The organism is Lacihabitans soyangensis (genome assembly GCF_024343775.1).
Classification (GTDB): Bacteria; Bacteroidota; Bacteroidia; order Cytophagales; family Spirosomataceae; genus Leadbetterella; species Leadbetterella soyangensis.
Window position 1 is genome coordinate 1 of record NZ_RJUF01000051.1, and the last position, 11362, is coordinate 11362.

Below are 11362 nucleotides of genomic sequence, written 5' to 3' on the forward strand. Positions count from 1 at the left end.
CAGAGGAATTTAATGCTCGTAAATTTGCCTCTTTGGCAGGAGTTGCTCCATTTGAAATAAGCTCTGGAAGTAGTATTAACGGTGGTTTTCACGTCAATTGTTATTCTCATAAGCAGCTAAAAGGCATTTTTCATATAGCAGCAATGGCAGCCATACGGTTTAACCCGCAAATGAAGGAATATTTTGACCGAAAGAAAAAAGAAGGAAAGAAAGGTTTTGTGGCAATGAATAATGTGAAAAACAAATTGATTCATCAGATGTATGCAGTTGTAAGAACTAAAACACCTTTTAATCCAGAATATGTTTATAAAAGAGCAGCATAATTTTAAAGAAAATATTTGGATTTAAGTTAGCTATCGAAGGATACTTCCTTCGTTAGGGTGAAATGCGGGTTATACCCGCAAAAACATCAAGCTAATGGCAAGTGAGTCAGCTGGAAGCAATTGAACATTTGAAACTTTAATATACATTTGTACTAAGGCTAAGCACAAAGAATTCTATTTCCCCACCTGCCAAAAGCCCTGAATTTTATCGGTTATTTTAAAGAACACTCCAAATGAATAAAAGTCACATAACCAAAAGAGATATTCCGAAAGGTGAAGATGTAAAAGGACAAGACATCAGAGAAGGTGTTTTTAATCTAATCCAATCTGACTTTCCTGATTTCAACAAAGATAATTATATTTCATTAGCTGAATTAAATCAATACAGACGGTTGTATTTGACATCCTTAATTGTTCAAGAAAAGGGAGAATTGGCAATCATTGACCAAGATGTTATGAATGCCATCAAAAACAATTCAATACTTTCAGAAAATATTCAAGACGAAATAGAAGCCACTTTAACTATAGGACAAAAAATAGCAGACAGAGTGGCTGCTTTTGGTGGTAGCTGGACATTTATCATTACATTTTTTTCATTCATACTAATCTGGATGACGATCAACATATGGTTCTTAGCTACAAAGCCATTTGACCCTTACCCTTTCATTTTGCTTAACTTAATTCTGTCTTGCTTGGCAGCCATTCAAGCACCAATAATTATGATGAGCCAAAACAGACAAGAACAAAAAGATAGACAGCGTGGCGAACACGACTACAAAATCAATCTAAAAGCAGAACTTGAAATTAAACTACTCAGTGAAAAAATTGACCATTTGCTTGTTCATCAAAACAAAAAATTATTAGAAATTCAGGAAGTTCAAATTGACTATTTGGAAGACTTGATGAAAGAAGTAAAGAATATCCATTCAAATGACAAGTAAAGCGAACGAAGGATAAAACCAGCCACTAACATTTAGCAAAGTAGAAGAAAGCCCCTGAACTCATTCAAAGTCTGGGGCTTTTTGCTACTTGGTGTTCAGCGAAACGGGTGAGGCATCAAAGTCCGCAAATTAGCCGCTCAGTAGATTACGGCGGCATATCTTGTAGTTGTATAAGTGGGTGCTTTTGTGGTTCCCCAGCTGTGCGAAGGCTCCGACCTTCGTACGTGTCTATTACAGTCTATACCGAAGTAAAACATTGTATATTTTACCATTAATTAATTTCTAAAATTCTATTTTGCTTGGTAAAATCTAAATCAGGGGCAGAAGTAAAGTAAACATCTATTATTGGTTTTGTAATTGACATACCGCTTTTCATTTATTAATTTTCAAATTCTAATTCGGCGGCAAAAGCCGAATTTCACATGACCGAAGACAATAGCCTTCGTACAGCCAGAATGTTGGTGGAATTATAACTGACGACAACAGAAAACCAATAAATTGACAAATGACACTACCAAAAGACCGAGTAATAATTGCAAGTGACGTGAACGAAAGAGACGGAATTGGAGTTGAAATTTACCGTGACGACAAATTAGTAATTGACATATTCCGTGACGACACAAAACGCAAAAGAACTGTTACCCTTTACCAACAAGACATTTCATTAGACCTGCTTGAAGAAAGCATCCAGACTTTTAAAAAAGAAATACCTTGGGACTTTATTGATTACGACAACTTCAAATAATCCAACTTATGCCATTTCCAGTAGACATAAAATATATCATTGATACGGAGCAAGAACTCGGACTTGAATTTCCCGACAGTTTTAAGTCCAAAATGACAAAAGAAAATGGAGGAGAACTAATAACAGAGGACGATGACTGGCAACTGTTTCCGTTTTTAGACAAATCAGATAACAAAAGAATTAGCCGAACTTGCAACCATATTGGCTTGGAAACAAAACAAGCAAAAGAATGGGAAAGCTTTCCGAAAAACGGAGTTGCAATAGCATCAAATGGATGTGGCGACTATTTAGTTTTACTTCCGACATCAGAAAATGAAAAGAAATTAAGTGAAGAAATATACTTTTGGTTTCACGAGACAGGACAATTGGAAAAAATAGCTGAAAATTTTGAGCAATTTAATGAGGACTGAAAAAACAACTACCGCTAACAACTAAGGCTTCGTTCGGCATGCAATAATGAGTTTAAGTATTTGGAATAAAGCCTCTCGAAAGCTTTCGGGATTGAACTTAATCTTCGGTAGTTTTTCTCCTTTTTTACCTATGAGGTTTTCTTCTGGTGCTTTATGAGTTTCTCGAGCAGTTCTCCGTTGATTTTTGAAGTTTATTGTGTGTATTTAAAAATCCCCAACAAGAAGCATATCACCTTCGACTGGGTGAAATACGTCCCGATAGCTACGGGGATTACCTGCAAAAACACTAAGCTAATGGCAAGTATGGCTAATCGAAGTAATTGAAAATTTGGAACTTTAATTTATATTTGTACTTATGCTGAGCAGAAGGTATTCTGTTGCCTCACCTGCCAAAAGCCCTAGCCCTTGGTGCCAACCATAAACTAATTATATTGTTATACTGAATATGAAAAAAATATTCCTTTACTTGTTTGTTACCAGTTTGCTTTACGCAAGCTGTGAAAAAACTGCCGAGGTCTTAGCCCCAATACCCCCACCCTCTCAGATTTCGATTTCCCCTACTTCGGGAGCTACAAATGCTGAAATCACTATTACTGGAAAAAACCTTACTGGGGCAACTGCCGTATCCTTTGGCGGAACTCCCGCCGCATCATTTGCAGTGGTTAGTGCCACCACCATCATCGCCAAAGTAGGAACTGGGGCAAGTGGCGATGTCAAAGTAAGTACTCCAACAGGAACAACGAGTATAGCTGGCTTTAACTATTTACTGCCTCCACCTACTATTGCATCCTTTAGCCCCCAAAATGGCACCAGGAACTCAACGATAAGCATTACCGGGACAAATTTCACGGGGGCCACGTCAGTTACGTTTGGTGGAGTTCAAGCCGCCTCATTTACTGTTACCAATGAGACTACAATAACTGCGGTAGTGGGCAATGGTGCGAGTGGCGATGTAGTGGTAACTACGCCCAGTGGAAGTGCTAAAATAGCTGGTTTTACGTACCAATTACCTGTAGCTACCATCACATCAGTTAATCAAAAAAGCGGAACAACTAACATGACTGTTATCATTACGGGTACCAATTTCACTGGGGCTTCAGCAGTTTCATTTGGAGGTCAGGCGGCAGCTTCTTTTACAGTTGCCAATGCGACCACCATCTATGCCGAAGTAGGCAGTGGTAAAAGCGGTGACATAACGGTTACTACGCCTGCAGGCATTGCCACTTATCCAGGTTTTGTCTATTTCAATCCGGTAGTTACAACTTGTAAGTTACAAAATACTGTAATTGACAACGTTGTAATAGGATTCTCAAACAGGTCTCTCCGACCAGCAACTTCGGGTACGGTAAAAATAGGAGTAATTTTTGTTGATTTTAATGACGCTGTTGCTACCAAAACACCCAAACAATTATATGACGCTCATATTTCTCCAGTTGCAGAAAATTTTTATCAAAGCGTTTCTTACGGTAAACTAAAAATAGAATTCGAGCCAGATTTACAGTGGTATAGAATGAGCAAAACTGCAGCCTCATATGTACCTTTTAATACTTTCACTGCACACAAGGCTTATATTCAAGAAGCGATAAATTTAGCAAATGCCAATGTAGATTTTTCAAAATATAGTTCTGTGCTTGTGGTAACAGACCCGGCCAATAGCCCTTCTGATATTGGGCCAGCGTTTCAATCGAATCATCCGGGCAACAGTATACCTGTTGATGGCGTCAACATCCATAATGGCGTTACTTCTGGAAGAGACATGGCTTTTTGGCCAAAAGGACTTTGGTTTTGCCATGAGTTTGGGCATAATTTAGGACTACCCGACCTCTACGCTTTCACACCACCCTATCATAAATTTGTTGGTGAGTATGGGCTTATGGGAACCCAAGGGGGTAAATCTCCTGAGCCATTTGGTTGGGAACGATGGATATTGGGCTGGATAAATGACAATCAGGTGGTATGCCAAGGTAATGTGGGAAATGGAGCTGTTACCTTAACGCCTATAGAAAGCGTGGGAGGGGTTAAGCTGCTCACCATACCGATTGACAATAAGGCCACCATCGTGGTTGAAAGCAGAAGGAAACTCGGCTATGACAAAGATTTGGTAAAAGAAGGTCCTTTGGTGTATTTGGTGGATGCCAGTGTTCGGTCAGGTAATGGACCTTTAAAAGTACTGCCCATCAATGAAGCCGACCTGACCAAATACCAAGCAACAATGAGCCTTAATCAAACTATTACTTATCAGGGCATAGCCATTACTTACACGTCCAAAACTGATAAAGGAGATGTGGTTACTTTCGAGAAAAAATAAAAATGTTTGCTATTGACCATAGAGATAAATGACTAATAGCGACAGCCACCAAATTGTATTAATGAAGGATTGGAGGAGGTAAGTAATTCAGCATTTGAGGTTCTACTTTGCTTTGTACAAATGCTCAAAATCTGTATATCAAATTCCAGTCCTTCATAAATCGTGGGGCTCGTTGCTGATAATTTCTAAAAGAAAACCAAGACAGTATGTCAAGTCATAAAAGGACTGACGAGTAGGAATGTTGTTCCTTAATTTTTTTGAAACAGCAATACATTTAATATTTGAATAAAATACTTTGCAATGCTGACAATCCCGAAATGAAATTTACTACAACTAATATATTTTGAGTGAAAAGAATGATAAACAAACTCATAAATCATTTATCAGAAAAGCAAAATACACTTTTCTTAATAGACGCTTTAGGAGCAATTTTGACTTCATTTTTCATGTTCATAATCATGCGGCAGTTTAATGAATATTTTGGAATGCCCAAATCAGTATTGACTTACCTTGGCGGAATAGCATTTTGCTTTTGTGTATATTCCACTTCTTGTTTTTTGTTTTTAAGAGGACAGTGGCCACTTTTTATTAGAATTATCAGTATTTCAAACCTGCTTTATTGTGCCTTTACAATCGGAGCACTCGTTAATTCCTATACCTTATTGACACAAATAGGATTAATATATTTTCTAACCGAAATCGTGATTATTCTCTTACTTTGTTATGTTGAACTTAAAGTAGCCAGAAAAATAAAATATGGAAATATTGACCACTAAACGACAGAAGAGAAAAACCACCGCCATTAGTGGTTCAACAAAATGAGGCTTTTATACTATATTTGAGAATTAGGGATTCTATTGGGCATTTGTGCTTCTTATGCCCTACTTACCAATATGTAAAGCAACAGCCCTAAACCTAGAAAACCTACAACTTTTATCAAAACAAAAAATAACAATTAAAAAGAGATAGTATGTTAGGACTTAGAACAACCATTTATAAAGTTTCGGACATTCAAAAGGCCACAGAATGGTATTCGAAGGCATTTGAAACCAATCCATATTACAACGAACCCTATTATGTTGGTTTCAACATTAAAGGTTACGAACTTGGCCTTCAACCTGAAGACCACCCAACTTTTGATAAAGTTGAAAGTGTGGTTTCCTATTGGGGAGTAGAAAACATTCAAGCCACTTATGACCGACTAATTGAATTAGGAGCCACCGAAAATGAAAAACCCTACAGCGTGGGCGGAGATTTGATGACCGCAACAGTTAAAGACCCATTTGGAAATGTTATTGGCTTGATTTACAATCCTCACTTTCAACTAAAAGACTGAGCCATGGCATCCGAACCAAACTTTGTAGATTTTGTACTGGAGCAAATCAAAAATTCAGGTGAAATAAGCACTAAAAAGATGTTTGGTGAATACGGCATTTATTCAGACGGAAAATTATTTGGGCTAATCTGTGACAACAAACTATTTATTAAGCCAACAAATTCAGGGCGTAAGTTTATTGGAAATGTTGTTGAAGCTCCGCCATACGATGGAGCAAAGCCGAGTTTTTTAATTGAAGAAAACGTTGAAGACTCAGAATGGTTAAGTGAATTAGTGAGAATATCGCTGGTTGAATTACCTGCACCCAAACAGAAAAAGAAAAAATGACAGTTATTTGCTGAATTTGCCGAAGATGAAAAGCAAGAAGAACATAAAACTACCGCTGACGGACCTTGAAAAAGCAATTTTGAGAAAGAACAAAATCAAAATTGCCGACATTCTTGCCTTTGCAACAGACGAATTAGACTTAACGCAACAACCGAACGGAAAAAAGAAAAACGTTTCTTGACGCGATAAGCCCTTAAATTGGCGGATTAGACACTAATAATTAATCATCAGAGGATTAATTTTGAAACAAAAAGACCATGAAGCAAATTTTCATCAATTTACCTGTCAAAGACGTAGAGGCATCAATGGCTTTTTATAAGCAGTTAGGCTTTGGGGTTAATCCGCTCTTTACTTTTGATGATCAAAAATGTATGGTTTGGGATGAGCACATCTACCTGATGTTACAAACACATGAAATGTTCAATTCTGGCAACAAAAAACATCTTGCAGACCCCAAAGAAAATGCCATTGCCACATTTACACTTCAGGTGGAAAGTCTTGAAAAGGTGAATAAAATTATGGAAAACGGTATACATGCAGGAGGTAGAGAAACTACACCAATGATAGACGAAGGATTTATGCAAGTCAGAAATTTAGAAGATTTAGACGGTCACCATTGGGCCATAATATACTTGGACATTGACAAATTTAAACAAAAGACTGGAAGAGAATAAATTAAATGGACAAATGAGCGAAGAAATGCTAGGATGTTTTTTTTGCAGGTCGAACAAAACCCACAAACTCTAATATAGAAAAAACAGGCCGTTGCATCAAGCGTGAAAATATTTTTCAATCAACAAGAGCTGTCAGCGAAAGAAATACGAATTCTTAACTTAAATTATGCACAAAACCGTTCTACAGGCAACTGAGTCAAATAAATGATTTGAAGTTCTATATAAACAAAAAATACTATTTACATGAACCATTTCAAACCCAACAATTACAATTCCGTTTCTCCCTATTTTATGGTTGAGGATGCCAAGCGGATGGTCCAACTATTGGAAGATATATTTGATGCCAAAGTACACAGAAAGTATGATCAACCCGATGGCAAAATAATGCACGTGGAAGTTCAAATTGACGACTCTATTATTATGATGAGCGATGCCACCGAACAGTATCCTGCCAACAAATATTGGATGCACGTATATGTTCCTGATGTCGATGCCATTTTTGAGAAAGCCCTAAACTATGGTTGTGAGGCGGTTGATAAGCCCCAAAACAAAGAAAATGACCCCGATAAGAGAGGAACTTTCAAGGATTTTGCAGGAAATATGTGGTCAGTGGCTGCCCAATGTTGATTGGCTTTTCAAACAGCCTTCTTAAATGAAATTAAGTTGATAACCGTTTTTCGGTTGTATAGCATAACTACCAAACCCCAAAAAATATCATTACACAAAATAAATGAATGACTCAATAAAGCAAAAAATACCGCTTGTAACTTTTCAAAACCATGACTAATCATTACCCTCGATACAAAAAAATGGAAAGACCCTACCCCACCCTAGGTTGGGAAAATCCAACCGATATTCGCCATAACAGCCAACTCGACAGGCAGTTGAATGTTCAGGACTAAACTAGAGTCGGAGCCCTTCAGAAGAAAATAAAAAAAACCAAAATAGGGTAACCAAATAAAGAGCGTATAAAGTACCAAGCGTATTTTGTTTTTTACGGCCACGGTTGTCAATAGTCCCTCCTTGAAGATCAGCCATTGCTACTGAACGAACTCAAATATGGTGTATCTATGGAAAAATCCTCTTCCTTTTCGTGTGAAGAAGAACAAAATACCAAATGAAGTAATAAGCAAGATAAAAAAGATATAACAAGAATTTTTACCAGAGAAAGACGGCTGATACTGGGTATTTGAAAACATCAACAAGAAAAATAAGGCAAATACAACCAGTCCCTCTAGGAGTTTTTAGGCAACGATAGTTCCCAAACATTCACCAAATGGCACACCACACATTCGCTTCAAATAGCTGGCGTGTGACAGCCCAATCCACCAATAACCAGTCCACCAATAACCAGTCAATCAACCAACCCCCACATACTTCCGCCAGTTGTGTTGCTCCTTGAAGCCCAGCATTTCACGGATTTTGCGATTGGAGAATAGTGCCTCGTGTTCTTGCATTTCTCGCGAGATTGGCACGTTTGGAAAAAATCTAGCGGCTAATTCCATACTCGGAATGATTGCACCGTTGTGATCATTTCCGGCATTGAAGACTTGATAACCCAAGCCATCTTTCTTGAGACACAAATCCACAATCTGCCCCAAATCGCGAGCATCGATATAACAAAAGGCATTTCGACGACGCACTTCAGGATTTTTAAAATAATGAGGAAAAAGTTCGGCGTATTCGTGTGGTTCTATGACGTTTCCAATACGTAATGCATAAATATCGAAGCCAGATCGAAGCTGAAAACTTCTGGCAGTTTTTTCATTTACCACTTTGGACAATCCGTAACTGTCCATGGGGTCCACGTCATAATCTTCCTCCAATGGCAGCACTTTGGGGTCGGTGATACCGTCTGCAAAACATATTCCGTAAGTAGTCTCTGATGATGCTATGACAATCTTCTTGATACCCAACTTTACAGCAGCCTCTATCACATTGTAAGTACCGACAGTGTTGACCCTAAAAGTTTCATTATCAGGCTTAATCAGGATTCTTGGCACGGCGGCAAAATGCACGACGGCATCAAACTTTGGTATACCTTTTCCGGCCTCTAGCTCATTCAGGCCCGTGTATGAACTCATGGCATTGAACATTTGGCCAGAATCTGTAATGTCGGCGATCAAATTATCCACACCTGGGTAATGCAGTGGTGTGAGGTCGACATTGAGTACTTGGTGTCCTTGTTCTAACAAATAAGGGATTACATGCATTCCAGCCTTGCCGGAACCCCCAGTGAATAATATTCGCATTGGTTAAATAAGTAATTCTACTGGTAAAGTTAGCAGAAGATTTCGGATTCAAAGTTCCGATATGGGCTTTGATTATGAAGAATTCTGCCCCTTTTAAAATCTTGGATACTTTCAAACAAAGTCGAAAGGAAAAATCAAACTCATTATCAACAAGTTAACTTCCGAAACAAAAAATATAAATCAAAATCCTTGTAGAACTAAATCACCAAGACCATAAAATCGATTATCCAAGAAATGAAAATTGGCCTTGAAAGTTTTGAAAACCATCAATAGTAAACCAGTCTAATAACTACTTCACAGGCAAAGGAGCACCTACTGCCACTGCACAATCATGACCTGGCTGACCATGAGCTGGATTGATTTTTACGTTTGGATTTGCATTGAAATTAGGCCCTGCCACTGCTGGTGCGGCAGCTGGTGCAGCCACGGCTTTGGTCTCCACAGGAATGGGCTGGGCAACCGCTTTAGCAGGGGCCGGAGCTGAGGCTACTGAATTTTTCAAAGGTGCTCCTACGGGTATGGCACAATCGTGTCCAGGCTGACCATGAGCAGGATTGAGACGAGCTGTACCTTTGGTTGCAGCTGCGGTTTTCACTGGGACGCTGGCCTGTGCTAAAGAAACATTCGGATTAAAATTGGTATTCAATGGAGCACTTGAACTCGCTAGCTGTCCACCTGGGTTAAGACCCGTTGGAGGGGGAATGGTAGCTGTTGGTATACTCGACGATTCAGGAATAGACGATAAAGGGGGAAAATCCGAACTACTATCTACCGGTGCTGTAGCCGTAGCAGTGTTTTCGACAATTGTTGTTTGCTCAGTAGACTCCTCTGAATTACAAGCAAACAATCCAAAAAACATAAATCCTGCAGCTAAAAGCGTACTTTTTTGATTTTTCATAAATTCAATCTGTTTTTGTGAAAACACCAATACAATAATATGGCCAAATTTTGCCAATCACAAATTATATGGCGATTGAAGGTGCTAAAGTATCGATTTTCACAATCGAAAACCTTACCCAGAGCCACTTTCAGTGTATTTTTATTTATTTCGAATTTAAGAAATATTTTTCAAATAATGGCAAATATAAATTTGACAAGGATGTGTGATTTCGCTTTTGTAATTTCCTAGACAATATAAAACTGCGAGAAATACCTGTTTTGTTTTGCATTTTATGAGATATATGCCGGATAACATACACTTGCCTCTAGGTCAATTTTCCAAAAAAAACACATCCCGAAAGTCTCAGGATGTGTTTCGCATTTAATAAATCTTAATACTACTTTAATACTTGCACTTTGATAGTGTTTTTGTTGCTTGGGGTGTTTAGCTCTATCAGGTACAGACCGACTTGAAGTTTTCTGAGGTCTACTTGTAGGTCCGTTTTGTTTGGACTTACTTTGGCCTCTTGGGTGCTTATGTGTCTGCCTTGGGTGTCTCTGATATTGATTTTCACACTTTGTGTTTGGCTGATGTTTGGTAAGTTGATATTTACAAAATCACTGCTCGGATTCGGGCCGAAGGTGATTTTTTCGGTGCTTGGTTCCTTGCTGATTTCTTCTAGCGTTTCAGTTGTTGCCTCGTCTGTTTTGGCTAGTAAACTATCTTCTTTACTTGCTACGGCTGGCGTATTGCTACAGTCAGTCGGTTGGCCTTTGAGTACTACATTGCTGCCCGACTTGATTTTGGTGGCGATCAGAATACCGTTGATGGTCGTCTTTTTGCTGGCATCTGCATTTTTGATATCTATACCCGCTTGGCTGTGTAGGTAGGCGTTGATTTGGCTGCCTTTCTCTATGCCCACATTCTTGGCCGCAAAGATTTTTACGTTTTCTTGACTTTCGTTTATCGTGATTTCATCGCCTAGTCTCGTGTAAGTTTTGATGTGTACCTTGGCCGTTTGCTGAAAGTTTAGTTTGCCACCTTTCTTGATTTTCAAGGTCTTGAAATATACATCGCCACTGCCCGTGTAGGTCAAGGTGGCGTTTTTGCCCACCTTTACTTTGCCGAAGTCGTTTTCACTGAAACTACCCTCTTTGCCATTCTTT

The 11362-nt window shown here is 38.7% G+C and carries 15 protein-coding genes; 11 read left to right on the plus strand and 4 right to left on the minus strand.

Features of this window, described 5'->3' with window-relative positions; all coding sequences use genetic code 11:
• Together EGI31_RS13515 and EGI31_RS13520 are read left to right on the plus strand one after the other, a co-directional pair.
• On the plus strand, positions 1-323 hold a 323-nt coding region (locus tag EGI31_RS13515; protein ID WP_255037759.1), incomplete at its 5' end, for a transposase.
• A gap of 233 nt (positions 324-556) precedes the next feature.
• The gene (locus EGI31_RS13520; protein WP_255037760.1) at positions 557-1264 is read left to right on the plus strand and encodes a DUF1003 domain-containing protein; all 708 of its coding nucleotides are present in this window, start codon (positions 557-559) and stop codon (positions 1262-1264) included.
• 137 nt (positions 1265-1401) lie between these two features.
• On the opposite strand, the gene EGI31_RS13525 is transcribed toward EGI31_RS13520, so the two are convergent.
• The gene (locus tag EGI31_RS13525; RefSeq protein WP_255037761.1) at positions 1402-1536 is read right to left on the minus strand and encodes a hypothetical protein; all 135 of its coding nucleotides are present in this window, start codon (positions 1534-1536) and stop codon (positions 1402-1404) included.
• Positions 1537-1769: 233 nt separating this feature from the next.
• On the opposite strand from EGI31_RS13525, the gene EGI31_RS13530 reads away from it, so the two are divergent.
• The 9 genes from EGI31_RS13530 (at position 1770) to EGI31_RS13570 (ending at position 7691) form a co-directional block, all read left to right on the plus strand.
• On the plus strand, positions 1770-2009 hold the full coding sequence (locus tag EGI31_RS13530) for a hypothetical protein (protein WP_255037762.1): 240 nt from the start codon (positions 1770-1772) through the stop codon (positions 2007-2009).
• Positions 2010-2017: 8 nt separating this feature from the next.
• Positions 2018-2419, plus strand: a complete 402-nt coding sequence (locus EGI31_RS13535) for an SMI1/KNR4 family protein (RefSeq protein WP_255037763.1) — start codon at positions 2018-2020, stop codon at positions 2417-2419.
• Between the two features lie 445 nt (positions 2420-2864).
• Positions 2865-4727, plus strand: coding sequence for a M6 family metalloprotease domain-containing protein (locus EGI31_RS13540; protein WP_255037764.1), 1863 nt, complete (start codon positions 2865-2867; stop codon positions 4725-4727).
• Between the two features lie 356 nt (positions 4728-5083).
• Positions 5084-5503 (plus strand): hypothetical protein, encoded by a 420-nt coding sequence (locus EGI31_RS13545; RefSeq protein ID WP_255037765.1) that lies wholly within the window; start codon positions 5084-5086, stop codon positions 5501-5503.
• 194 nt (positions 5504-5697) lie between these two features.
• Positions 5698-6063 (plus strand): VOC family protein, encoded by a 366-nt coding sequence (locus EGI31_RS13550; protein ID WP_255037766.1) that lies wholly within the window; start codon positions 5698-5700, stop codon positions 6061-6063.
• Positions 6064-6066: 3 nt separating this feature from the next.
• Positions 6067-6390 (plus strand): TfoX/Sxy family protein, encoded by a 324-nt coding sequence (locus EGI31_RS13555; protein ID WP_255037767.1) that lies wholly within the window; start codon positions 6067-6069, stop codon positions 6388-6390.
• Between the two features lie 25 nt (positions 6391-6415).
• Positions 6416-6571, plus strand: a complete 156-nt coding sequence (locus tag EGI31_RS13560) for a hypothetical protein (RefSeq protein ID WP_255037768.1) — start codon at positions 6416-6418, stop codon at positions 6569-6571.
• 76 nt (positions 6572-6647) lie between these two features.
• A complete protein-coding gene (locus EGI31_RS13565; protein ID WP_255037769.1) occupies positions 6648-7064 on the plus strand; it encodes a VOC family protein in 417 nt (138 codons plus the stop codon).
• A 243-nt stretch (positions 7065-7307) separates the two neighbouring features.
• Positions 7308-7691 (plus strand): VOC family protein, encoded by a 384-nt coding sequence (locus tag EGI31_RS13570; protein WP_255037770.1) that lies wholly within the window; start codon positions 7308-7310, stop codon positions 7689-7691.
• 731 nt (positions 7692-8422) lie between these two features.
• Here EGI31_RS13570 and EGI31_RS13575 read toward each other — a convergent pair.
• The 3 genes from EGI31_RS13575 to EGI31_RS13585 form a co-directional block, all read right to left on the minus strand.
• Positions 8423-9316, minus strand: coding sequence for an NAD-dependent epimerase/dehydratase family protein (locus EGI31_RS13575; RefSeq protein WP_255037771.1), 894 nt, complete (start codon positions 9314-9316; stop codon positions 8423-8425).
• Between the two features lie 289 nt (positions 9317-9605).
• Positions 9606-10214, minus strand: coding sequence for a hypothetical protein (locus EGI31_RS13580; RefSeq protein ID WP_255037772.1), 609 nt, complete (start codon positions 10212-10214; stop codon positions 9606-9608).
• A 379-nt stretch (positions 10215-10593) separates the two neighbouring features.
• On the minus strand, positions 10594-11362 hold a 769-nt coding region (locus EGI31_RS13585; RefSeq protein WP_255037773.1), incomplete at its 5' end, for a T9SS type A sorting domain-containing protein.

What these genes read in the sequence shown, in the direction of transcription:
- EGI31_RS13520 (WP_255037760.1), top strand. Translation starts at nt 557, where the DNA reads ATGAATAAAAGTCACATAACCAAAAGAGATATTCCGAAAGGTGAAGAT.
- EGI31_RS13525 (WP_255037761.1), bottom strand. Translation starts at nt 1,536, where the DNA reads ATGGTAAAATATACAATGTTTTACTTCGGTATAGACTGTAATAGACAC.
- EGI31_RS13530 (WP_255037762.1), top strand. Translation starts at nt 1,770, where the DNA reads ATGACACTACCAAAAGACCGAGTAATAATTGCAAGTGACGTGAACGAA.
- EGI31_RS13535 (WP_255037763.1), top strand. Translation starts at nt 2,018, where the DNA reads ATGCCATTTCCAGTAGACATAAAATATATCATTGATACGGAGCAAGAA.
- EGI31_RS13540 (WP_255037764.1), top strand. Translation starts at nt 2,865, where the DNA reads ATGAAAAAAATATTCCTTTACTTGTTTGTTACCAGTTTGCTTTACGCA.
- EGI31_RS13545 (WP_255037765.1), top strand. Translation starts at nt 5,084, where the DNA reads ATGATAAACAAACTCATAAATCATTTATCAGAAAAGCAAAATACACTT.
- EGI31_RS13550 (WP_255037766.1), top strand. Translation starts at nt 5,698, where the DNA reads ATGTTAGGACTTAGAACAACCATTTATAAAGTTTCGGACATTCAAAAG.
- EGI31_RS13555 (WP_255037767.1), top strand. Translation starts at nt 6,067, where the DNA reads ATGGCATCCGAACCAAACTTTGTAGATTTTGTACTGGAGCAAATCAAA.
- EGI31_RS13560 (WP_255037768.1), top strand. Translation starts at nt 6,416, where the DNA reads ATGAAAAGCAAGAAGAACATAAAACTACCGCTGACGGACCTTGAAAAA.
- EGI31_RS13565 (WP_255037769.1), top strand. Translation starts at nt 6,648, where the DNA reads ATGAAGCAAATTTTCATCAATTTACCTGTCAAAGACGTAGAGGCATCA.
- EGI31_RS13570 (WP_255037770.1), top strand. Translation starts at nt 7,308, where the DNA reads ATGAACCATTTCAAACCCAACAATTACAATTCCGTTTCTCCCTATTTT.
- EGI31_RS13575 (WP_255037771.1), bottom strand. Translation starts at nt 9,316, where the DNA reads ATGCGAATATTATTCACTGGGGGTTCCGGCAAGGCTGGAATGCATGTA.
- EGI31_RS13580 (WP_255037772.1), bottom strand. Translation starts at nt 10,214, where the DNA reads ATGAAAAATCAAAAAAGTACGCTTTTAGCTGCAGGATTTATGTTTTTT.